Raw genomic sequence first — 21,877 nt, 5'->3', positions numbered from 1 at the left:
GGCTTAACGACAGAAAGTAATACCAATCACAGTAAGTAAGTGATCAGAAATAGCGTAGGAAAAAGGCTTGAGAACAAGGCAGCATTTTTCGATAAGTAGTTACTCTACAATCAAAAATTCTAACGCAGTTATCGAGCATTTTAACAAGCTAGAGTGAGCAGTTATTTACTACGATTGGTATATGTTACACCCCTACAAAAATAACAATATAGAAGTAAGCGCACATGAAACCAACTCAAGCTATTTTGGCCGAGATCTTAGACGAAGTTCGTCCTTTAATTGGACAGGGAAAGGTCGCTGATTATATCCCTGCACTGGCTCGCGTATCGAACCAGAAACTGGCGATCGCGGTATACACCAATGAAGGTGAGGTGATTAAAGCAGGCGATGCTGAAGAAGCATTTTCTGTGCAATCTATTTCTAAAGCCTTGAGCCTGACGCTAGCTATGGTGCTATATAAGCCTGAAGAGATTTGGCAAAGAGTAGGCAAAGAGCCTTCTGGTCAAGCCTTTAACTCGATGATTCAGCTTGAGATGGAGTATGGTATTCCCCGCAACCCGTTCATCAATGCGGGGGCAATTGTCGTTGCAGACCTACTACAAAGCCGCTTGTCTGCGCCTAGGCACCGCTTGTTAGAGTTTGTGCGTCAGTTATCGGGTGATACTCATATTGTGTATGACAAGGTGGTAGCGGCTTCAGAAATGATGCACAGCGATCGTAATGCTGCCATTGCTTATTTGATGCGTTCATTTGGTAATTTTGAGAATGATGTTATCCCAGTTCTGAATAACTACTTCCACGCTTGTGCGCTTAAAATGACGTGTGTGGATTTGGCAAAAACCTTTAGCTATTTAGCAAACAAAGGCGTGTCGGTTCAAACCAAGAAAGAGATCATCACGCCAGTTCAAACCAAGCAGTTGAATGCTTTGCTTGCGACGTGTGGCTTGTACGATGGGGCTGGTGAGTTTGCCTACCGTGTTGGTATGCCAGGAAAATCGGGCGTTGGTGGCGGTATTATTGCTATCGTTCCTGGCGAAATGACGATTGCGGTGTGGTCTCCAGAGCTTGATCCTTCTGGCAACTCGCTCGCAGGTACTAAGGCTCTAGAGTTGCTTTCAGAGCGAATTGGTCGTTCTATTTTCTAAGAGAAAGATTCGAGCACGGACGTTGTCCTATAGAACGCTTCGCACCGAGAGAGGGCTATAAAACAAAAAGGGTTGACCCTAAAGCCAACCCTTACGCAATGCTTCTCGAATCTCGAATCTCGAATCTCGAATCTCGAACTACTCGTCTTCTTCTGCCATAAAGGCTTCCAGCAGGTCATTCAGGAACAGCTTTCCTTTTTCAGTTATCTGCCAGTGAGTGTCGGTTTCGTTCAAGTAGCCTAGCTCTTTTGCCCACTCAATTGTTGGCTGAACAGCGTCAAAACCAAGTCCTGTCGTATCAATGAAATCTTGCTTAGGGCATGCTTCCATCAGCCTGAAACGGTTCATGAAAAACTCGAAAGGGCGATCTTCGTTTGCTACTTCAAATTCATCCGAAATATAAGGCTTCACCATATTCTGGTAAGCCGCCAAATAGCCTCTAGGGTGCTTAACCTTAGTGGTACGAACAATGCGTCCATCTGTAAAGCTCAGCTTGCCATGAGAGCCACAGCCAATACCTAGATAGTCACCAAAGCGCCAGTAGTTGAGGTTATGTTGGCACTGATATCCCGGCTTGCTGTAGCCTGAAATTTCGTACTGCACATACCCTGCGTCTGCGAGCTTCTTATGGCCTAGGTCGAAGATATCCCAAAGGTCATCATCATCAGGCAGCGTTGGTGTTTTGTAATAGAACATGGTGTTAGGTTCTATTGTTAGCTGATACCAAGATAAGTGCGGAGGGTCGAGTTCTATCGCTTTATCCAAATCAGCCAACGCTTGTTCAATACTCTGTTCGGGTAAGCCGTGCATTAAGTCTAAATTGAAACTATTCAATCCAATCTTATGCGCTAAATGAGCAGCATTTACCGCTTCATCTTGACCATGAATACGCCCAAGTCTTTCCAGTTTCTCTTGCTCAAAACTTTGCACACCCACCGAGATTCGAGTAATGCCTGCCTTTTGGTAACCTGCAAAACGCTCAGCTTCGATAGTTCCCGGGTTGGCTTCCATGGTGATTTCTATTTCAGGTTTGAACGGGATGCGCTGTTCAATGCCTTGTAACAATCGGCCAATTCCTTCAGGAGAAAACAGGCTTGGGGTACCGCCACCAATAAAGATCGAATGCAGTGGGCGAGGCATACCATTGAGCTGATATTTTTCGATATCAGTATCGAGATCCTCAAGCAGTGCATCGATGTACTCTTTTTCAGGGATCTCGGCTTTCAGAGCGTGAGAGTTAAAATCACAATACGGACACTTTTGTACACACCATGGGATGTGTACATAGAGGCTAAGTGCGGGTGGTATTAGCGCTGCATTGTGCATTACAGAGCTTGCTCCTTGAGAGTCTTGAATAGTGACGCAAGCGCTTTACCACGGTGTGATAGTTGCTTCTTACGCGAAGATTCAAGCTCTGCTGAGGCGCAGTTATCTTCTGGTACAAAGAACACAGGATCGTAGCCAAAGCCATTCTCACCGTGTTCTTCAGTAAGAATACGACCTTCCCATTTACCGTGACACACTAGAGGTGTTGGATCATTCTCGTGACGCATTAGCACCAACACACAGTGGAAACGCGCAGTACGCTTTTCAGTTTCCACACCTTGCATAGCATCAAGCAGTTTTTCGATGTTCTGCTTATCAGTAGCGCCTTCTCCTGAATAACGAGCTGAGTAGATTCCTGGCGCGCCATTTAAGTAATCAACCTCTAAACCAGAGTCATCCGCAATTGCTGGCAGCCCTGTCTCTTTCGCTGCGTGGCGAGCTTTGATGATGGCATTTTCAATGAAAGTCGTTCCTGTTTCAGCGACTTCTGAAACGTTAAATTCACTTTGCGCGACAACGTCAAAACCAAACTCAGACAGAATATCTGCCATCTCGCGAACTTTACCTTGGTTGCCTGTTGCTAAAACAATCTTACTCATGGGAATGTAGCTCTAAATAAGTTAATAAATGAAAAGTAAGGTTTGAGCTTACTCTTCTATATAGAATTTCTGTGTGAAACGCAGTGGACCAGTGCCTTTTAGGCCTGCGTTCACATCGATGTCGAAGGTGATGTTTTCTTCGTGAGTTACGGGGAACTCAGCAAGGTAATAAATCGCATCGCCTTCTTTGATTTCTCGAAACTTCAAAGTACGGGTGTTTCCAACGAGGTTCTTCGCTGTTCCCGTAATTTTAGCCGTTGTCGCAGGCTTGCCTAGAGAAGCCTTGTCTAACACGCTGATGTTGAGGATTGCTGAGTATCCATTTCGCTTAAGTTTGTATTGCTTAGCGACTTGCGAAGTTAAGAACGTGGAATTAAAAGCCGAGTAATGAACCTCGACATCCTTAATGTTCTTAAATTGCCCTGCTGAGCTTGGTAAGGCAACAAGAGCGGTGAGTAGTGCTGTTATCCATAAACGCATAATGACTCCAATAAATAGCAAAAAGCCATCATAGGATGGCTTTGACTTCAGTTGGGATTTGGCTTGGCGAGCATATTCGAACTTGCTTGTGCCTACCGAGATCTCCCTTTTCTATCTTAATTTGCCCTTTTGCGACCTTAAACTGTTTCGCAAGGTATTTCGCTAAGTGGGCGTTGGCTTTGCCATCTACTGGTGGAGCAGTTATGGCAATTTTGAGTTCCTCACCATGCAAGCCAACAATCTTGTCTCGGCTTGCTTTGGGTTGGATATAGAGCCTAAGAAGAATATCGTCTTCCTCGGCCCAAACCGCTTTTGGCATCGTCAAAGTACCTGATGTTTGTACTTGAATTATAGCTGATACCAAATAGGGCCAATCATGTCGCCCATTAGGAAGTTCGCAAATTGCAGAACAATGAACAGAACCAGTACGCTTAGGTCGAAACCACCCATGTCCGGAAGGATACGGCGGATAGGCACTAGCATTGGTTCAGTCAGTTGATGGAATACGTACTCGATTGGACTACGACCTTGGCTTACCCAGCTTAGGATTGCACGGATAAGTAGAACCCAGAAGATCAAACCACCAGCCGCTTTGAGCAGAGACAGTGCACCAAAGATAAGGAAGCTAATATCGAAAACGGCAGCGCCGCCAGAGATAATCAGGTTTAGAGCAACGAACTTAAGTACACACAGCACATAAGCGAAAACAACGGTCGCTAGATCAAGGCTGCCGATTGATGGAATAACTCGGCGCAGTGGGGCAACAACTGGTTGTGTCGCTTTTACGATGAATTGTGAGAATGGGTTGTAGAAATCTGCACGTGATGCTTGTAGCCAGATACGCAAGATCACAACCATGATGTAAAGATCAAAAACGGTCGAGATCAGAAAGCTCATCGAGTTCATATTGTTTCCTTTTTCGGATTTACTTGCCGCTTAGATATAACCCGAGCGACAAAATGCTTAAAACAGTTTTTCCATCTCTTCAGCTCGAGCAACCGCCGCTTGCATGGCTTTTGCTACGATGTCTGATAGTTGATGTTCGTTAAACGTGCGTAGTGCTTCTGCGGTCGTGCCGCCTTTGGATGTCACTTGTTCACGCAGTGTTGATAATTCAGTATCTTGGTTTGCTACCACCATCTCTGCCGCGCCTAATGCAGACTGCTGCACTAGCTTACGAGCGGTTTCTTGGTCAAAACCTTGCTTGATTGCTTCAGCTTGCATCGCTTCCATAAACAGGAAGAAGTAAGCCGGAGCGCTACCCGCCGCCGCAATGATGTTGTTGATTCCAGACTCTTGTTCAACCCAACTTACTTCACCAACAGCTTGCATCAGCTGAGAAGCAAAGTCTTTATCATCTTGGCTGACAGTTGCATCGGCATAAAGACCACTCATCCCTTTACCAAGCAGTGATGGCGTGTTTGGCATCACACGAACAAGGTTCAGTTGGCAGTTTAACATCTCATTAAGTCGATTCGCATTAATACCCGCGGCAATTGAGATAACCAGTTTGTTGCTGAAGTCGATATCTTGTAAGGGTTTACATACATCAGCCATCATTTGTGGCTTCACGGATAACACAACAACGTCTGCTTTTTCAGTTGCTGCAATATTATCGCTGGTGGTATTGATGCCGTATTCTTGTTCTAACGGCAGCCTTCTGGTTTCTGAAGGTGCTGTCGCAGTAATCTTTTGCGCTGGGTAACCACTAGCAACTAAGCCAGCTACAATTGAGCGAACCATGTTTCCCGCCCCAATAAAGGCGATGTTCTTATGTACCATATATAAAATCCTGAGCGTGTCGCTGCGCGGATAAGGCGAAGCGGTATCAATACTTGTACTTGTCGTTACTTACTACGGCTATTTCGCGTAATCACGAGCGCCGAAAATAGCTGTTCCAATACGAACCATTGTGCTGCCAGCCTCAACTGCTGCATCCATATCACCACTCATCCCCATCGAAAGGGTATCAATGTCTGAATACTTCGCGGCTAGCTTGTCTTTAAGCTCTGCCAGTTGAGAAAATGCATTAAGCTGAGATTGATAGTCAGATACGTTTGCAGGAATCGACATCAATCCTCTTAAGGTGAGGTTGGGGAGCGATGAAATCAACTCCGCGAGTGCAAAAACTGTCTCTTCTGAGGTTCCAGATTTGGACTCTTCACCACTGGTGTTTACCTGAATCAACACTTGCAAAGGTGGAAGTTCGCTTGGTCGTTGATCATTAAGCCTTTGTGCGATCTTATCGCGATCGACGGAATGCACCCATTGAAAGCTTTCCGCGATTGGGCGGGTTTTATTGGATTGAATTGGACCAATAAAATGCCACTCTAAATTTAGGTTAGAATGTTGTTCTGAAAAGTGTTTTACTTTATCTACACCTTCTTGAACATAGTTTTCACCAAAGGCAACTTGGCCTCCGAGTGCGGCTTCTAGAATCGCATCAATAGGTTTAGTTTTGCTGACGGCTAAAAGTTGCACGGACTCTGGAGCTCGTCCGCACTTTTGCTCAGCACTACGAATCTGTGAGGTGATTTGTTCGATATTTTGTTGAATACTACTCATAGCTGACTTTACTTAAGGGAAAATAAATGGATATCACTGAGTTACTAGATTTTAGTGTAAAGCATAACGCGTCAGATCTACATCTTTCTGCGGGTGTATCTCCAATGGTACGTATAGATGGTGAAGTAAGGAAGCTTGGAATCCCAGCTTTGAGTCATGCTGATGTGCATCGTTTGGTTTTTGAGATCATGAGCGATTCACAACGCGGCGAGTTTGAAGAAAAACTGGAAGTCGACTTCTCTTTTGAATTACCCAATGTTGGTCGCTTTCGTGTTAATGCGTTTAACCAAGCCCGTGGCTGCTCAGCTGTCTTTCGAACTATCCCTGTCGAAATCCCGACTTTAGATCAGTTAGGTGCACCTGAGATCTTCGAAAGGATTGCTAACTACGAAAAAGGGTTAGTGCTCGTCACTGGTCCAACTGGCTCTGGTAAATCAACGACTCTTGCGGCGATGGTTGATTACGTAAATCGCAACCACAATAAGCATATTCTGACGATTGAAGACCCGATTGAATTCGTTCACACCAATAATAAATGCCTAGTCAACCAGCGTGAAGTTCACCGTGATACTCACAGTTTTAAAGCGGCACTGCGCAGTGCCTTACGTGAAGACCCAGACGTGATTCTGGTTGGTGAACTTCGTGACCAAGAGACGATTAGCTTAGCGTTAACCGCAGCAGAAACGGGTCACTTGGTCTTTGGTACTCTGCACACCAGTTCTGCGGCTAAAACGATCGACCGTATTATCGATGTGTTCCCAGGTAGCGATAAAGATATGGTTCGTTCGATGTTGTCTGAATCACTGCGCTCGGTGATAGCCCAGAAGCTGCTAAAGCGTGTTGGTGGTGGTCGTGTGGCGTGTCATGAAATCATGATGGCAACACCGGCGATCAGAAACTTGATTCGTGAAGATAAGGTCGCTCAGATGTACTCGATCATTCAAACGGGCGCAGCGCACGGCATGCAGACCATGGAACAAAATGCGAAGCAGCTGATGGCGCAGGGCTTGGTTGATTCGGAAGAGGTCGAGAAAAAGATCGAAATTGAAACCTCAATGTTTTAATCAAGGTGGACACAATGGAATTGAATCAAATCCTTGAGGGAATGCTTTCTCAAAAGGCATCGGATCTTTATATCACGGTTGATGCGCCAATCCTTTTTCGTGTGGATGGTGAATTACGCCCCCAAGGAGAGAAGCTGAATGCGGCTCAAGTTGCTCAATTACTTGATGCGATGATGGAACAAGACCGACGTGATGAATATCAGCAAACGCGTGAGGCTAATTTTGCGATTGTGCGTGACTTTGGTCGTTTTCGTGTCAGTGCATTCTTTCAGCGAGAGCTACCTGGAGCGGTCATTCGACGTATCGAGACTAACATCCCAACCTTTGAGCAACTAAAGCTTCCTGATGTACTACAGGACCTATCAATAGCTAAGCGCGGACTTGTGCTGGTGGTTGGTGCGACAGGCTCTGGTAAATCGACCTCAATGGCTGCAATGACAGGCTATCGCAACACCAATCGCTCGGGACATATCTTGACGGTTGAAGACCCTATTGAATTTGTGCACGAACATAAAAAGTGCATCGTGACGCAGCGTGAGGTCGGGCTCGACACCGAGAGTTACGAAGTCGCGCTTAAGAACTCGCTACGCCAAGCACCAGACATGATCTTGATTGGCGAAATCCGTAGCCGTGAGACCATGGAATACGCGATGACCTTTGCTGAAACGGGTCACTTGTGTATGGCAACCTTGCACGCCAATAACGCTAACCAAGCGCTAGAGCGTATTCTTCATTTGGTGCCGAAAGAGCAGAAAGAACAGTTCTTGTTTGACCTATCGATGAACCTGCGTGGTGTCGTCGCTCAGCAACTCATTCGCGACAAGAATGGCAGCGGGCGTCATGGTGTATTCGAGATTCTGCTGAATAGCCCTCGTGTTTCTGACTTGATTCGTCGTGGTGAACTACACGAACTGAAAGCAACCATGGCTAAATCGAAAGAGATAGGTATGCAGACCTTTGACCAAGCTTTGTATGATTTAGTGATAGCAGGCAAGATCAGCGAAGAGGATGCGTTCCACAGTGCCGATTCTGCTAATGACTTGCGCTTAATGCTCAAAACTAGACGTGGTGATGACGACTACGGAACTGGGGCGTTGGCTGGTGTGAAGATAGATATGGGGTGATAAAAAACGCCTGATTTGATTCTAGGTTAAAATCAGGCGTTCATCATATTCATCGTTCGACTGTGTCTGTATTATCAACGCTTCTTGTTCTTAGGCTCGCTGATTACGTCTGCGTCAGTCGAAGTATGATTCATATAACCTGCATTATTGGAGCTTGTCGAACTGCATGCTGATATTGCTAGAGCTACGAAGATTGCTAGAAAAATTTTCATGTGAACTCCCACTTACCTAATAATGAATTGCTTCGACATTACGCCGTAATATCATTATAGGATCACAAAGGAGTTTAATCTTTGAGCTCTTAATTTTCGTTATGAATATTGTGCTTCAAACCAGCTCTCTAAAATGACGACTGCAGACTGGTTATCGACATTACCTTTACTTAGTGCTTTGTAGCCGCCCATTTCAAAAAGGTCGGCCCTTGCTTCTGTCGTAGAAAGTCTTTCATCATGCAGTTCAACATCGACACCAAAGCGCCCTTTTAGGCGATTGGCAAACTTCTTCGCCCTTGGTGTAATCGCGGCTAGATCTTTACCATGAAGATCGGTAGGAAGACCAACCACGATAAGATTCGGCTGCCACTCCTTAATTTGCTTTTCGATATCGTCCCAATTTGGGATGCCATCTTTGGCTTTAAAAGCTTTTAGAGGGCTTGCGGTGCCCGTGATTTCTTGTCCTATCGCACTACCGATACTTTTTGTACCGTAGTCAAATGCCATAATTGTTCGTGACATGGGGTTTCCAAATTTATCTGTGTTTGAGAGTGTCTGTTTATTTTACTTAGTTGATTTGAGCTAGGCGTGACCAGCGTCTGCTGAAAGCTGAGCTGCATTAATGCCTAACATCTGTACAGCGACTTTCCAGCGGTCAGAAATCGGTGTATCGAAGATGACCTTCGGATCGGCTTCAACGGTTAACCATGAGTTCTCGGTCAGTTCTGTTTCCAGTTGTCCGGGTTCCCATCCTGCATACCCAAGTGCGACTAAATAATTCATCGGCTCATCTTCTGTGCCCAACACCATCAAGATATCTTTTGAGGTTGTCACTGAGATTTGATCCGTCATGCTGATACTGGATTGATAGTTGCCTTTAGGTTTGTGTAAAATAAACCCACGGTCTTCTGCGACCGGTCCACCATTCAATACAGGCTTATCAAGACTTGCTTGGTTGGGTTTTGGCTGATCAGAATCAACCTCAACTTGCTTAAGCATGCTACCGACAGTGACATCAATAGGGGCGTTGATCATCAAACCCATCGCGCCTTCGTCATTGTGCTCACAAAGGTAAATCACCGAATTTTGAAAGTATGGGTCTTTCATTCCGGGCATAGCAACCAGAAAGTGGTTCGTTAAATTCATAGAGCCTCCTGCCAGTGTGTTCCCAGTAAAGGAAAAAGAGCGGCGTAAAGCCGCTCATTGTTCTTTGCCTAGATATTTCTGTGTTTTCGAATAGCTAAGGCTTTCTTTAGTTTAGGCTATTTAGCGTTAACGCGACGCTCAATTGCATCCATTAATTTACCTGTAACTGAAATATCAAAAGCGGCTTCAATTTCACGGATACAAGTAGGGCTAGTCACGTTAATTTCAGTCAGCTTGTCGCCGATAACATCAAGCCCAACAAAGATTAAGCCTTTCTCTTTCAGTGCTGGAGCAACTGCTCTTGCGATAGCCCAGTCTGTTTCACTTAGAGGACGAGCTTCACCTGTACCGCCAGCAGCAAGGTTACCTCGAGTTTCCCCTTTTGCAGGAATACGCGCTAGACAGTAAGGCATTGGCTCACCGTCAACCACAAGAATACGCTTATCACCATTGCTGATGTCTGGAACAAAAGTTTGTGCCATTGCGTAGTTTTGACCATGGTTAGTCAATGTCTCAATGATCACTGATACGTTTGGATCGCCTTCTTTTACTCGGAAGATAGACGCGCCGCCCATGCCATCAAGTGGTTTTAGGATCACGTCACCGTGCTCTTCTCGGAACGCTTTAATCTTTTCAGCTTTACGAGTCACGATGGTGGTTGGTGTCAGTTCAGGGAACCAAGCCGTGAATAGTTTCTCGTTACAGTCACGTAAGCTTTGTGGCTTGTTGACGATCAGTGCACCGTTCTCTTCAGCACGCTCAAGAATGTAAGTTGCGTAGATGTACTCAGTATCAAACGGAGGATCTTTACGCATCAGTACCGCATCTAAATCGGATAGCGCGATAGTCTGTTCTGATTTGAACTCGTACCAACCGTTTGGATCTTCTTTTAGTTCAACAACCTTAGTGTCAGCAATGGCTACGCCTTGATCTAAATGTAGATCATCCATTTCCATGTAATGGATTTCGTAACCACGACGCTGAGCTTCAAGCATCATGGCAAAGCTAGAGTCTTTTTTGATGTTAATGGATGAAATTGGATCCATTACGATGCCAAGTTTGATCATTTTTTTCTCCTAGCCTAGATCGCCAAAACGGACTTGTAAGGCAGTAATTGCGGTTAGAGCTGCTGTCTCGGTACGAAGTACACGTGGGCCGAGTAGCGTCTCTTCAAATTTGTATTGTTCTGTCATACCGATTTCTTCAGCTGACAGTCCGCCTTCAGGACCGATCAATAGGCGCACCTTACTGATGGGTTCTGGAAGGGTGTTAATTGAGTATTTTGCACGAGGATGTAAGTTCAGCTTTAATGCTTCACTCGGTTCGCTACACCACTCTTCAAGTTGCATGATAGGGCGAATGACTGGAACCGTATTGCGGCCACACTGTTCACACGCCGCGATAGCAATCTTTTGCCACTGTGCGAGTTTTTTCTCGAAGCGTTTTGTATCAAGCTTAACGCCACAGCGCTCTGAAATTAAAGGGGTAATGGTGTTCACACCAAGCTCAACCGATTTCTGAATCGTGAACTCCATTTTGTCGCCACGTGAAATCACTTGGCCTAAATGTAAGTCTAACGGAGATTCGCTGCTGCGTTCGATGCGTTCAGAAACATTAACGGTGACATTTTTCTTTGATACTTCGGCTATCGTCGCAGGGAATTCAGCGCCACTGCCATCAAATAGAAGGACTTCTTGGCCTTCTTTCATGCGAAGGACACGACCAACATGACCCGCGGCATCTTCGCCTAAAGCGAGTGAACCTAACTGATGAATGCGTTCTGGGTGATGAATACGAGGGATTCTCATGCTGGTAAACCTATAAATATGTTCATTTGGGTATTTTGTCTCTGCCTAACATGGATGCTTTTAGTTGAAAAAACAAGGGTAGAGCAAGAGTTTCAGGGGCAATTCTGAAACTCTTGTTTGAGATAGTTAGGAATGTTGATTGTACGAGCGACGTTATTTACAAGCAGGGTAAACAAATGGGTTGTGATTACCTTGGATGGCATAGATTCGCTCATCACGAGTACATTCCCACTTGTCGACAGGAAATTGCTTGCTCCACGCCATCATTAGGTTGGTTTGTTGCTTAGATAGTTTGAAACCATACTCTTGGCTCATGTAAAGGTAAGTACGCGCGATAGAGCCTTTTGCTCTGTCTGGCGGCATAACTTTACGCTGCTTGAAGTTGACCTGCATTTCACACTGACCATAGCTCACACCATCCATGCCATTCCACTGACTGAAGTTGTAGTTGGAGCGATCACCGTTAACCTCGCCAATGGCCGGAGTTAGGTTGTGAAGGTCGGCTTCCATGGATTTGAATATTTTGTCATTGCGAGTGCAGTTCTTGCGCCCACCATCTTGCCAACACTGACGCTGGTGGCCAAATTGCCAAGCTGGAACCACGTGTTCCCACTCAATTCGACTCGCCCGCTTTTGTTGTTTTCGGACTTGATAGCCACAGCCATCAAGGTCGGGAATGCCTTTCTTTTTGTCCTTCCATGTAATGTCACAGCCGCAATAAAATGAAGTCGGATGGTCGAGGTAAATCTTCACCGCTTCTCTTTTTGCTTTGGAAAATGAGCTCGGTGGTGCGGCGAGAACGCTTTGGGTTACCAGTAGGCCAAATACTATTGTTAAGTAAAAAGATACAGGTAGGCCAAATGCTTTGAAGGTGAGTTTTTGCATAGAAAAAGACTGATAAAAGTATGATAAACATCAGTCTAGCACTCAAATGTTAGATCTCTCTATTAGATTTGTTCTACCGAGTAAATCAACCTGTCACTAGCTTAGTTGAGTTCCCGTGAAAGCTAAGGTTTGCTGGCACAGCTGGCAGCGATAGGTCGATTGATTTCGAAGCACTTTATTGTGTCGTCTGATTGATAATGGGTAAGTGGTGCACTCACATCGATATTCAAAGGTTTTCCCTTGAACTGAAGCTATTTCAAAGCTGTGAGTTGTTTTGGCTGGAACGTTGAATACCTTTTCCATCACGTATTTCCACTCGTTTCCGTGAGGCCTAACACGTCCGAAAACCTGATGCGTGATTAGGTGTGCGAGCTCATGCGGCACAACTTCGTTGATGAAGGCGTCTTCATTTTCAGAAAATAGTACGTGGTTGAGCTTAATTTCGTTGAGCTGAAGGTAGGCCTTTCCCGCTGCTTTACCTCTTAACTTGAAGGTGATAGTTGGGTGTGGAAATTCACGAGAGAAATGTTGATTTGCGATAGCTAGGCACTCGGCCAATTTCTTATTTGCTCGATGTTGTTGCGGGGTGTAAGACAAACGTTGTTAACTCCAAATAAAAGACCTCAGCGTTTAAGCCAAGGCCTCATCATAACATTGCTTTTTGATCTAGCGATGCTTTACACGTGATGTTTTTTCTTAATGATCTCGTGATAAGCGTGCCATGTACCATAACCAAGTAGCGGCATGGTGACGATCATTCCGATGCCGTAGGTGGCAAAACCCACCAGAATACCGGCACAAATAATACTTGCCCAAACCACCATTGCAGGAATGTTCGATTTCACGGCATTAAAGCTAGTGAAAATTGCACTCATCACATCAACGCGTCTCTCCATCATTAACGGAATTGAAAATGCTGAGATGCTAAATATGAGGCTTGCGATGACAAAACCAATCACAGAACCCGTAATTAAGAAGGGAGCGAACTCAGCCAATGGTGCGCCTTGCACTGAAGGGTAGAGCGCGTGCAATAACGCAGCGATACGCATCCAGAATATCATCGCAACCATCAACACAATCGCAAAGGCCCATTGGTGGGTCGAGTTGCGAGTGATGGCTTTCATTGAGTGCAGTAGGCTGGCGTTATGGCCTTTTTCTCTTTCCCAAGCTGCGTCATACAAGCCTAGGGCAAGAAACGGCCCTATCAGCATGTACACGATCAGGCTTGGCATCACGACTAAGTGTGTTCCTTGCCATTGGACAAGTTGAACAATCGCAATTGCCGCTCCCATAAAGCACAATCCGTAAAATGCGCTGATTAATGGCATTCTTACTAAGTCATGCAGAGCAAGCGACAACCAATGAAAGGGTGCGGAAATACTGATTTGGTTGCAAGGAATGGTGCGAGCGTAATCCTTATCGCTGACCTTGTGTTTTTTATCGTTCAGTTCGGATGGGTGCGCGGTACGAGGCATAGATCCCCCTAGTTAAATAACGTCCTAGTTATAATTCCATAAGGCTCATCGATGTGGCTTGTGTGAGAGTTATGGTGTTGAGCTAAATTGCTCTTTGTCATCCCAGTTATTGTTCTAGCGTGCATTTAACGAGCGTTATCAGACTGAATTAATTTAAGTTAAATGTGAGCTTGATCGCCTAGGAGTTACCTTAACTATTGTCAGTAGTGCTAGAAAACACAAATTATCAGCGGCTTTTTATACTAAGTGGTTAACGGTAAAGAAGGGCGTTAGGGAAGGGTATTGTGAGTGAAAGTTCGGTAAGTACATAAAAATAAAGCCCTTACTAAGCAGTAAGGGCTTTAAAGGAACACATCGCAGTGGCTAAATTATTTTAGGCCAGCGAAGTCCGCAAGGATTGCTGCTTTGTCAGTCGCTTCCCAAGGGAACTCTTCACGACCGAAGTGACCGTATGCAGCAGTTTGCTTGTAGATAGGCTGAAGAAGGTTCAGCATCTCTTGAAGGCCGTATGGACGTAGGTCGAAGTTTTGACGAACAGCTTCAATGATGATTTCGTGTGCTACTTTCTCAGTACCGAACGTTTCAACCATGATAGATGTTGGATCAGCAACACCGATAGCGTAAGACAGTTGAATCTCACAACGGTCAGCCATACCAGCAGCAACGATGTTTTTCGCAACGTAACGTGCTGCGTAAGCTGCAGAACGGTCAACTTTTGATGGATCTTTACCTGAGAATGCACCGCCACCGTGACGAGCTGCGCCGCCGTAGGTATCAACGATGATCTTACGACCAGTTAAACCACAGTCACCCATTGGGCCACCGATTACGAAACGGCCTGTTGGGTTGATGAAGAAGTTAGTATCTTTGTTGATCCACTCAGCAGGAAGTACTGGCTTGATGATTTCTTCCATTACTGCTTCGCGTAGGTCAGGCGTTGTTACTGAATCACAGTGTTGAGTAGAAAGAACAACAGCATCGATACCAACGATCTTACCTTGGTCGTATTGGAAAGTAACTTGAGATTTCGCATCTGGGCGAAGGAAGTCAAGCTTACCGCTCTTACGTACTTCAGCTTGCTTCTTAACAAGAAGGTGAGAGTAAGTAATTGGAGCTGGCATTAGGATAGGAGTTTCGTTAGTCGCGTAACCAAACATGATGCCTTGGTCGCCTGCGCCTTGCTCTTTAGGGTCTTCTTTATCAACACCTTGGTTGATGTCTGGAGACTGCTTACCAATTGTGTTTAAAACAGCACAAGAGTCAGCGTCAAAGCCCATGTCAGAATGAACGTAACCAATTTCACGTACTGTTTCACGAGTGATTTCTTCGATATCAACCCATGCAGACGTTGTTACTTCACCGCCAACCATAACCATGCCGGTTTTAACGTAAGTCTCACAAGCAACACGTGCTTTTGGATCTTGTTCCAAGATGGCATCAAGAACAGCATCAGAGATTTGGTCTGCAATTTTATCTGGATGGCCTTCTGAAACAGATTCAGAAGTGAATAGGTGCTTAGCCATGAGAGCTCCACTTTTAGTTTTTGGTGTAAATAGTTTATGGCGTCGCAAGCTAGGAAGCGCCGCCATTAAATACAGTATATTTTGTAGGTGTTTCTACATCTAGACGGCTATTCTAAATTCCAGCGGTCGAATTACAAGCTCTTTTTTATGATATGTCATAACTAATCGTTTGCGTATCGATCGAGATAAGCCACTGCCAAGTGATGTAAATGTTCGAAAATTGCGAAAAATGACCGTTAAAATGCCAGTAAAACGTTTGCAGTCGCAATAGTCGTTTGAGAGAATACCCGCGCTAATAAAAATGAAAACTTTAGCAATTATCTCTTTTTTAAATCGCTTATGTATCCAGGAGCAGACATGCCTTCTCGTAAAGATCTAGCCAATGCAATCCGCGCACTTAGCATGGACGGTGTTCAACAAGCAAATTCAGGCCACCCAGGCGCACCTATGGGCATGGCTGACATCGCTGAGGTTCTTTGGCGTGGCCACCTAAACCACAACCCGTCAAACCCAGAGTGGGCTGACCGCGACCGTTTTATCCTGTCTAACGGCCACGGCTCTATGCTGATTTACTCTCTGCTTCATCTAGCAGGTTACGAGCTTTCAATTGAAGACCTTAAGAACTTCCGTCAACTGCACTCTAAGACTCCAGGTCACCCAGAGTACGGCTACGCACCAGGTATCGAAACAACGACTGGTCCTCTAGGTCAAGGCATCACCAACGCTGTTGGTATGGCGATGGCTGAAAAAGCTCTTGCGGCACAGTTCAACAAAGAAGGCCACGACATCGTAGACCACTACACTTATGCATTCATGGGTGATGGCTGTCTGATGGAAGGTATTTCTCACGAAGCATGTTCTCTAGCGGGTACGCTAGGTCTTGGTAAGTTGGTTGCTTTCTGGGATGACAACGGCATCTCTATCGATGGCGAAGTGGAAGGTTGGTTCTCTGACGATACTCCTAAGCGTTTTGAAGCTTACGGCTGGCACGTAATCCCAGCAGTTGATGGTCACGATGCTGACGCTATCAACGCGGCTATCGAAGCAGCTAAAGCGGATCCTCGTCCGACTCTAATCTGTACTAAAACTGTAATCGGCTTTGGTTCTCCAAACAAAGCAGGTACGCACGACTGTCACGGTGCACCATTAGGCGCTGATGAAATCACAGCAACTAAAGCAGCATTGGGTTGGGAACACGGTCCTTTCGAAATCCCAGCAGATATCGCAGCTGAGTGGAATGCGAAAGAAGCAGGCGCAGCGAAAGAAGCAGCGTGGAATGCGAAGTTTGACGCATACGCAGCGGCTTACCCAGAGCTAGCAGCTGAATTCAAACGTCGTACTAACGGCGAGCTACCCGCTGAGTGGGAAGAGAAAGCAAACGCAATCATTGCTGATCTTCAAGCTAACCCAGCAAACATCGCTTCACGTAAAGCATCTCAAAACGCACTAGAAGCGTTTGGTCAAATGCTTCCAGAATTCATGGGCGGCTCTGCTGACCTTGCGCCTTCTAACCTGACTATGTGGTCTGGTTCTAAGTCTCTTGAAGCAACTGACTTTTCTGGTAACTACATCCATTACGGTGTACGTGAATTCGGTATGACGGCTATCATGAACGGTATCGCTCTGCACGGTGGTTTCGTGCCATACGGCGCAACGTTCCTAATGTTCATGGAATACGCGCGTAACGCAATGCGTATGGCTGCTCTGATGAAAGTTCAGAACATCCAAGTTTACACGCACGATTCTATCGGCTTAGGCGAAGATGGCCCTACTCACCAACCGGTTGAGCAGATCGCTTCTCTACGTCTGACTCCAAACATGAGCACATGGCGTCCATGTGACCAAGTTGAATCTGCAGTGGCTTGGAAACTGGCTATTGAGCGTAAAGATGGTCCTTCATCTCTAATCTTCTCTCGTCAAAACCTTGCACAACAAGATCGTAATGCTGAGCAAGTTGCTAACATCGCTAAGGGTGGTTACATCCTGAAAGATTGTGAAGGCAAGCCAGAGCTAATCATCATTGCAACTGGTTCTGAAGTTGAGCTTGCAGTTGAAGCTGCTGCACAACTAACCGCTGAAGGTAAAGCTGTACGCGTAGTATCTATGCCTGCAACTGACGCATTCGACAAGCAAGACGCTGAATACCGTGAGTCTGTACTTCCATCTGATGTTACAGCGCGTATCGCAGTAGAAGCTGGCATCGCTGACTTCTGGTACAAATACGTTGGCTTCGGTGGCAAGATCATCGGTATGACAACGTTCGGCGAATCTGCACCAGCAGGTGAGCTATTCAAGATGTTTGGTTTCACTACTGAAAACGTAGTAAACACAGCGAAAGAGCTTCTTGCTTAATCATTGACTGATGGCCTGTGCTAACAGTTAAATGAAGGAAAAACCGAGCGCTGAGCTCGGTTTTTTGTATCTGGGATTTGTTTCTTCTAGGCTTATCTCTACAAGCAACAGATTAACCTGTCCTAACTAAACGGGGTTATTCAAGTAATGCCTTTTGGGTAGGATTCAGTTATCATCTGTTGCACGAAATTTTGGTTAGATGTACGGAAATATGCTAAAAGTCGCGATAAACGGATTTGGAAGAATAGGGCGTAATGTATTACGCGCTGTCTATGAAAGTGGCAAAAGCCAACAAATCAAAGTAGTAGCTGTTAATGAGCTTGCTCAGCCTGACGCTATGGCTCATCTATTGCAGTACGACACTAGTCACGGCCGCTTCGGCAAGAAAATCTCCAACGATCAAGAGCACATCTATGTCCATCACGGCATTGGTGCGGAAGATAAAGGTGAGTTCGATACCATTCGTATCTTACATCTTGCTGATATTGAGCTGTTGCCTTGGCGTGACCTAGAAGTGGATATTGTTCTCGACTGTACCGGTGTTTATGGTTGCCGAGATGACGGCCTAGCGCACATTGCTGCTGGGGCAAAAAAGGTACTGTTTTCTCACCCTGGTGCCAATGACCTCGATAACACCATTATCTATGGTGTGAATCACGATACCATTGAAGCGGGCCACCGAATCGTTTCCAATGGTTCGTGCACCACCAACTGTATTGTCCCTATCATTAAGGTTCTTGATGACGCCTTTGGTATCGAGTCCGGTACGATTACGACTATTCATTCTTCAATGAATGATCAACAAGTTATCGATGCGTACCACAGCGATTTGCGTCGTACTCGAGCAGCAAGCCAATCGATCATTCCTGTCGATACCAAGTTGCATAAAGGTATTGAAAGAATCTTCCCGAAATTTTCCAACAAATTTGAAGCTATATCTGTGCGTGTGCCGACGGTAAACGTAACAGCGATGGATTTAAGTGTCACAATTAATGCAAATGTGAAAGTTAATGACGTAAATCAAACCATTGTTAATGCATCCCAGTGTACATTACACAATATAGTTGACTATACTGAAGCGCCGCTCGTTTCCATCGACTTTAATCACGATCCCCATAGCGCAATCGTTGATGGTTCACAAACGCGAGTGAGCAACGGCCACTTAGTTAAAATGCTAGTGTGGTGTGATAATGAATGGGGCTTTGCGAACCGAATGCTGGATACGGTTCTTGCAATGCAAGCTTCTGAAGGCAAGAAGTAAGACCTAGAAGCAAATGTGCGGATTATTTATTTTTTAGCTTGAAATAAATACTAAGAGTCCACATATTATTAGTAGTGAAAGAATTACCAGTTGAATAATTTATAGGCTTAGCAGGGTTGCTGAGTTTCCAAAACTTTATATTTATTTAAATTTGAGAGGACAAATCATGTCTGTGATCAAGATGACTGACCTGGAACTTGCAGGTAAACGCGTATTTATCCGTGCTGACCTAAACGTACCAGTAAAAGACGGTAAAGTAACTTCAGATGCACGTATCCTTGCATCTCTACCAACTATCAAACTTTGCCTAGAAGCTGGCGCAAAGGTAATGGTTACTTCTCACCTTGGTCGTCCTACTGAAGGCGAATACAACGAAGAGTTCTCTCTAGCTCCTGTAGTTAACTACCTAAACGACGCACTAGACTGCGAAGTTAAACTAGCTAAAGATTACGTAAACGGCCTAGAGCTAAACGCTGGTGAACTTGTTGTTCTTGAAAACGTTCGTTTCAACAAAGGCGAGAAGAAGAACGAAGAAGCACTTTCTAAGCAATACGCTGCACTATGTGACATCTTTGTAATGGATGCATTCGGTACAGCTCACCGTGCTCAAGCTTCTACACACGGCGTTGGTACTTACGCTCCTGTAGCATGTGCTGGCCCTCTTCTAGCTGCTGAGCTTGAAGCGCTTGGTAAAGCAATGGACAACCCAGCTCGCCCACTAGTGGCTATCGTTGGTGGTTCTAAAGTTTCTACTAAACTAACCGTTCTAGAATCTCTTTCTAAAATTGCTGACCAGCTTGTTGTTGGTGGTGGTATCGCGAACACATTCATCGCTGCTGAAGGCCACAACGTAGGTAAGTCTCTATACGAAGCTGACCTAGTTGAAACGGCTCAAAAGCTAATGAAAGAGTGTGCTATCCCAGTAGCAACTGACGTTGCATGTGCTAAAGCATTCGACGAAAACGCAGAAGCTGAAATCAAGCACGTTTCTGAAGTTCAAGACGACGACATGATCTTCGACCTTGGTCCAGATTCAACTGCGGCACTAGCTGAAATCATCGGCAACGCGAAAACAATCCTTTGGAACGGCCCTGTAGGCGTATTCGAATTCAAGAACTTCGAAGCGGGTACAGCTGGTATCTCTAAAGCAATCGCTGAGTCTGCAGGTTTCTCTGTAGCAGGTGGTGGTGACACGCTAGCAGCTATCGATAAGTTCGGTATCAAAGCTGACGTTTCTTACATCTCTACTGGCGGTGGCGCTTTCCTTGAATTCGTTGAAGGTAAAGTACTTCCTGCAGTAGCAATGCTTGAAGAGCGTGCTAAAGCATAATTGATTTAGAAAGGCGAGATGTGAATCTCGCCTTTTAACGTTTGCTGCATATCACACTTTTTTGCTAGAATGGCATAAGTTGTGAGCAAACGATTGCAAGTTTTTAAACTTAAGTTTTTTAATCTTAAAACGATAGAATAAATAGGACTATTTCCATGTCTAAGATCTTCGATTTTGTAAAACCTGGTGTGATTTCTGGCGATGACGTACAGAAAGTATTTGAAGTAGCAAAAGAAAACAAATTTGCTCTTCCTGCTGTAAACGTTGTTGGTACTGACTCTGTAAACGCAGTACTAGAAGCAGCTGCTAAAGTTAAAGCTCCAGTAGTTGTTCAGTTCTCTAACGGCGGCGCTGCATTCTTCGCAGGTAAAGGCGTTAAACTTGAAGGTCAAGGCGCACAAGTTCTTGGCGCTGTAGCTGGTGCAAAATACGTACACGCTGTAGCTGAAGCTTACGGTGTTCCAGTTATCCTGCACACTGACCACGCTGCTAAGAAACTTCTTCCATGGATCGACGGTCTACTAGACGCTGGTGAAGAGTTCTTCGCACAAACTGGTAAGCCTCTATTCTCTTCTCACATGCTAGACCTTTCTGAAGAGTCTCTAGAAGAGAACATCGAAACATGTGCTAAGTACCTAGAGCGCATGGCTAAAATGAACATGACAATCGAGATCGAACTTGGTTGTACTGGTGGTGAAGAAGACGGCGTTGATAACTCTGATATGGACGCATCTGAGCTTTACACTTCTCCAGAAGACGTAGCATACGCTTACGAGAAACTAATGGCTGTTAGCCCACGTTTCACTATCGCTGCATCTTTCGGTAACGTACACGGTGTTTACCAAGCTGGTAACGTTGTACTTACTCCAACTATCCTACGTGACTCTCAAGCATACTGTGCAGAGAAGTTCGGTATCGCACCTAACGCTCTAAACTTCGTATTCCACGGTGGTTCTGGTTCTTCTGAAGCAGAAATCCAAGAGTCTATCGGCTACGGTGTTATCAAAATGAACATCGATACTGATACACAGTGGGCAACTTGGGACGGTATCCGTCAGTACTCTGCTGACAACTTCGATTTCCTACAAGGTCAAATCGGTAACCCAACTGGCGAAGCTGCTCCAAACAAGAAGTACTACGATCCACGCGTATGGCTACGTGCTGGTCAAGCTTCAATGGTTGCTCGTCTAGAGAAAGCATTTGCTGACCTTAACGCTGTAGACGTACTATAATTCTTTGAATTAAGTACTCTTTAAGTTTTAAAAACCCGCTCATTGAGCGGGTTTTTTTATATCTGATAAAAACTTGTACTAAATATGTGAAAAACCTAGCGTGCGGTGAATAAATTTCGTAGTCTTTTAGTTATCGGTATTTGTGTTTATCGGTAAGTTTTAATAATTCAAAAGCTTACATAAATATGACTTTGCAATCTGTCAAAGATAGGATATCGTGCCGAAAAACTGAACTTGGTTCAGTTTATAAAAAGGACTTGGCTTTAATTTACTTTTAACACAATGACTTAACGGTAATTACACTGTTTATTATATTGCAGAGTAAATGAGGCTTAAGGCAGTTTAGCCCA

General features: G+C 45.0%; 23 protein-coding genes. 7 read left to right on the top strand and 16 right to left on the bottom strand.

Features of this window, described 5'->3' with window-relative positions:
- Window positions 1-224: 224 nt before the first annotated feature.
- Window positions 225-1,145, top strand: coding sequence for a glutaminase B (gene glsB / locus BCU07_RS11135; protein WP_017062249.1), 921 nt, complete (start codon window positions 225-227; stop codon window positions 1,143-1,145).
- Between the two features lie 138 nt (window positions 1,146-1,283).
- Here the strand turns inward: glsB and hemW are convergent, their stop codons facing one another.
- The 7 genes from hemW to BCU07_RS11100 form a co-directional block, all read right to left on the bottom strand.
- Window positions 1,284-2,471, bottom strand: coding sequence for a radical SAM family heme chaperone HemW (gene hemW / locus BCU07_RS11130; protein ID WP_017071945.1), 1,188 nt, complete (start codon window positions 2,469-2,471; stop codon window positions 1,284-1,286).
- A complete protein-coding gene (locus BCU07_RS11125; RefSeq protein ID WP_102427901.1) occupies window positions 2,471-3,070 on the bottom strand; it encodes an XTP/dITP diphosphatase in 600 nt (199 codons plus the stop codon). The genes hemW and BCU07_RS11125 overlap by 1 nt, the downstream gene beginning before the upstream one ends.
- 48 nt (window positions 3,071-3,118) lie before the next feature.
- Window positions 3,119-3,550 carry a DUF4426 domain-containing protein gene (locus BCU07_RS11120; protein ID WP_017062246.1) on the bottom strand — a complete coding sequence of 144 codons (432 nt, stop codon included), beginning with the start codon at window positions 3,548-3,550 and terminating at the stop codon, window positions 3,119-3,121.
- A gap of 28 nt (window positions 3,551-3,578) precedes the next feature.
- A complete protein-coding gene (gene yggU, locus BCU07_RS11115; RefSeq protein WP_102427900.1) occupies window positions 3,579-3,869 on the bottom strand; it encodes a DUF167 family protein YggU in 291 nt (96 codons plus the stop codon).
- A gap of 29 nt (window positions 3,870-3,898) precedes the next feature.
- Window positions 3,899-4,456, bottom strand: coding sequence for a YggT family protein (locus BCU07_RS11110; RefSeq protein ID WP_017067798.1), 558 nt, complete (start codon window positions 4,454-4,456; stop codon window positions 3,899-3,901).
- A 57-nt stretch (window positions 4,457-4,513) separates the two neighbouring features.
- On the bottom strand, window positions 4,514-5,332 hold the full coding sequence (gene proC / locus BCU07_RS11105) for a pyrroline-5-carboxylate reductase (RefSeq protein WP_102427899.1): 819 nt from the start codon (window positions 5,330-5,332) through the stop codon (window positions 4,514-4,516).
- A 78-nt stretch (window positions 5,333-5,410) separates the two neighbouring features.
- Window positions 5,411-6,115 (bottom strand): YggS family pyridoxal phosphate-dependent enzyme, encoded by a 705-nt coding sequence (locus tag BCU07_RS11100; protein ID WP_017062243.1) that lies wholly within the window; start codon window positions 6,113-6,115, stop codon window positions 5,411-5,413.
- A 26-nt stretch (window positions 6,116-6,141) separates the two neighbouring features.
- Between BCU07_RS11100 and BCU07_RS11095 the strand changes: the two genes are divergently transcribed.
- Entirely contained in the window at window positions 6,142-7,179 is a 1,038-nt protein-coding gene (locus BCU07_RS11095; RefSeq protein ID WP_017062242.1) for a type IV pilus twitching motility protein PilT, read from the top strand.
- A gap of 14 nt (window positions 7,180-7,193) precedes the next feature.
- Complete coding sequence (locus BCU07_RS11090) at window positions 7,194-8,303, top strand: PilT/PilU family type 4a pilus ATPase (protein ID WP_017062241.1); 1,110 nt, start codon at window positions 7,194-7,196, stop codon at window positions 8,301-8,303.
- 74 nt (window positions 8,304-8,377) lie between these two features.
- Here BCU07_RS11090 and BCU07_RS11085 read toward each other — a convergent pair whose 3' ends face one another.
- From BCU07_RS11085 to metK, 9 genes are all read right to left on the bottom strand, one after another.
- Entirely contained in the window at window positions 8,378-8,515 is a 138-nt protein-coding gene (locus BCU07_RS11085; RefSeq protein WP_170791814.1) for a hypothetical protein, read from the bottom strand.
- Window positions 8,516-8,614: 99 nt separating this feature from the next.
- A complete protein-coding gene (gene ruvX / locus BCU07_RS11080) occupies window positions 8,615-9,037 on the bottom strand; it encodes a Holliday junction resolvase RuvX (RefSeq protein WP_004735480.1) in 423 nt (140 codons plus the stop codon).
- Between the two features lie 60 nt (window positions 9,038-9,097).
- Complete coding sequence (locus tag BCU07_RS11075; protein WP_017062239.1) at window positions 9,098-9,661, bottom strand: YqgE/AlgH family protein; 564 nt, start codon at window positions 9,659-9,661, stop codon at window positions 9,098-9,100.
- A 116-nt stretch (window positions 9,662-9,777) separates the two neighbouring features.
- The gene (gshB, locus tag BCU07_RS11070; RefSeq protein ID WP_004735482.1) at window positions 9,778-10,728 is read right to left on the bottom strand and encodes a glutathione synthase; all 951 of its coding nucleotides are present in this window, start codon (window positions 10,726-10,728) and stop codon (window positions 9,778-9,780) included.
- Between the two features lie 9 nt (window positions 10,729-10,737).
- On the bottom strand, window positions 10,738-11,469 hold the full coding sequence (rsmE, locus tag BCU07_RS11065; RefSeq protein WP_017062238.1) for a 16S rRNA (uracil(1498)-N(3))-methyltransferase: 732 nt from the start codon (window positions 11,467-11,469) through the stop codon (window positions 10,738-10,740).
- Between the two features lie 153 nt (window positions 11,470-11,622).
- Entirely contained in the window at window positions 11,623-12,354 is a 732-nt protein-coding gene (locus BCU07_RS11060; RefSeq protein WP_102427898.1) for an endonuclease, read from the bottom strand.
- 96 nt (window positions 12,355-12,450) lie between these two features.
- On the bottom strand, window positions 12,451-12,951 hold the full coding sequence (locus BCU07_RS11055) for a SprT family zinc-dependent metalloprotease (RefSeq protein WP_102427897.1): 501 nt from the start codon (window positions 12,949-12,951) through the stop codon (window positions 12,451-12,453).
- 80 nt (window positions 12,952-13,031) lie between these two features.
- On the bottom strand, window positions 13,032-13,829 hold the full coding sequence (locus tag BCU07_RS11050; RefSeq protein WP_017067802.1) for a DUF2189 domain-containing protein: 798 nt from the start codon (window positions 13,827-13,829) through the stop codon (window positions 13,032-13,034).
- A gap of 368 nt (window positions 13,830-14,197) precedes the next feature.
- On the bottom strand, window positions 14,198-15,352 hold the full coding sequence (gene metK / locus BCU07_RS11045; RefSeq protein ID WP_017062234.1) for a methionine adenosyltransferase: 1,155 nt from the start codon (window positions 15,350-15,352) through the stop codon (window positions 14,198-14,200).
- A 357-nt stretch (window positions 15,353-15,709) separates the two neighbouring features.
- Between metK and tkt the strand changes: the two genes are divergently transcribed.
- From tkt to fbaA, 4 genes are all read left to right on the top strand, one after another.
- Window positions 15,710-17,704, top strand: a complete 1,995-nt coding sequence (tkt, locus tag BCU07_RS11040) for a transketolase (RefSeq protein WP_102427896.1) — start codon at window positions 15,710-15,712, stop codon at window positions 17,702-17,704.
- Between the two features lie 211 nt (window positions 17,705-17,915).
- Complete coding sequence (gene epd / locus BCU07_RS11035; RefSeq protein WP_017066020.1) at window positions 17,916-18,965, top strand: erythrose-4-phosphate dehydrogenase; 1,050 nt, start codon at window positions 17,916-17,918, stop codon at window positions 18,963-18,965.
- Between the two features lie 166 nt (window positions 18,966-19,131).
- A complete protein-coding gene (locus BCU07_RS11030; protein WP_017059064.1) occupies window positions 19,132-20,295 on the top strand; it encodes a phosphoglycerate kinase in 1,164 nt (387 codons plus the stop codon).
- 155 nt (window positions 20,296-20,450) lie between these two features.
- Window positions 20,451-21,527, top strand: coding sequence for a class II fructose-bisphosphate aldolase (gene fbaA / locus BCU07_RS11025; RefSeq protein WP_010435694.1), 1,077 nt, complete (start codon window positions 20,451-20,453; stop codon window positions 21,525-21,527).
- Window positions 21,528-21,877 lie beyond the last annotated feature (350 nt).

The organism is Vibrio sp. 10N.261.54.E10, from assembly GCF_002877735.2.
In the GTDB taxonomy this organism is placed as follows: domain Bacteria; phylum Pseudomonadota; class Gammaproteobacteria; order Enterobacterales; family Vibrionaceae; genus Vibrio; species Vibrio crassostreae_C.
This window is presented reverse-complemented; position numbering and strand designations above follow the sequence as displayed.

Bases quoted from the DNA above. Each gene is read 5' to 3' on its own strand.
- glsB (WP_017062249.1), top strand. From the start codon at position 225: ATGAAACCAACTCAAGCTATTTTGGCCGAGATCTTAGACGAAGTTCGT.
- hemW (WP_017071945.1), bottom strand. From the start codon at position 2,471: ATGCACAATGCAGCGCTAATACCACCCGCACTTAGCCTCTATGTACAC.
- BCU07_RS11125 (WP_102427901.1), bottom strand. From the start codon at position 3,070: ATGAGTAAGATTGTTTTAGCAACAGGCAACCAAGGTAAAGTTCGCGAG.
- BCU07_RS11120 (WP_017062246.1), bottom strand. From the start codon at position 3,550: ATGCGTTTATGGATAACAGCACTACTCACCGCTCTTGTTGCCTTACCA.
- yggU (WP_102427900.1), bottom strand. From the start codon at position 3,869: ATGCCAAAAGCGGTTTGGGCCGAGGAAGACGATATTCTTCTTAGGCTC.
- BCU07_RS11110 (WP_017067798.1), bottom strand. From the start codon at position 4,456: ATGAACTCGATGAGCTTTCTGATCTCGACCGTTTTTGATCTTTACATC.
- proC (WP_102427899.1), bottom strand. From the start codon at position 5,332: ATGGTACATAAGAACATCGCCTTTATTGGGGCGGGAAACATGGTTCGC.
- BCU07_RS11100 (WP_017062243.1), bottom strand. From the start codon at position 6,115: ATGAGTAGTATTCAACAAAATATCGAACAAATCACCTCACAGATTCGT.
- BCU07_RS11095 (WP_017062242.1), top strand. From the start codon at position 6,142: ATGGATATCACTGAGTTACTAGATTTTAGTGTAAAGCATAACGCGTCA.
- BCU07_RS11090 (WP_017062241.1), top strand. From the start codon at position 7,194: ATGGAATTGAATCAAATCCTTGAGGGAATGCTTTCTCAAAAGGCATCG.
- BCU07_RS11085 (WP_170791814.1), bottom strand. From the start codon at position 8,515: ATGAAAATTTTTCTAGCAATCTTCGTAGCTCTAGCAATATCAGCATGC.
- ruvX (WP_004735480.1), bottom strand. From the start codon at position 9,037: ATGTCACGAACAATTATGGCATTTGACTACGGTACAAAAAGTATCGGT.
- BCU07_RS11075 (WP_017062239.1), bottom strand. From the start codon at position 9,661: ATGAATTTAACGAACCACTTTCTGGTTGCTATGCCCGGAATGAAAGAC.
- gshB (WP_004735482.1), bottom strand. From the start codon at position 10,728: ATGATCAAACTTGGCATCGTAATGGATCCAATTTCATCCATTAACATC.
- rsmE (WP_017062238.1), bottom strand. From the start codon at position 11,469: ATGAGAATCCCTCGTATTCATCACCCAGAACGCATTCATCAGTTAGGT.
- BCU07_RS11060 (WP_102427898.1), bottom strand. From the start codon at position 12,354: ATGCAAAAACTCACCTTCAAAGCATTTGGCCTACCTGTATCTTTTTAC.
- BCU07_RS11050 (WP_017067802.1), bottom strand. From the start codon at position 13,829: ATGCCTCGTACCGCGCACCCATCCGAACTGAACGATAAAAAACACAAG.
- metK (WP_017062234.1), bottom strand. From the start codon at position 15,352: ATGGCTAAGCACCTATTCACTTCTGAATCTGTTTCAGAAGGCCATCCA.
- tkt (WP_102427896.1), top strand. From the start codon at position 15,710: ATGCCTTCTCGTAAAGATCTAGCCAATGCAATCCGCGCACTTAGCATG.
- epd (WP_017066020.1), top strand. From the start codon at position 17,916: ATGCTAAAAGTCGCGATAAACGGATTTGGAAGAATAGGGCGTAATGTA.
- BCU07_RS11030 (WP_017059064.1), top strand. From the start codon at position 19,132: ATGTCTGTGATCAAGATGACTGACCTGGAACTTGCAGGTAAACGCGTA.
- fbaA (WP_010435694.1), top strand. From the start codon at position 20,451: ATGTCTAAGATCTTCGATTTTGTAAAACCTGGTGTGATTTCTGGCGAT.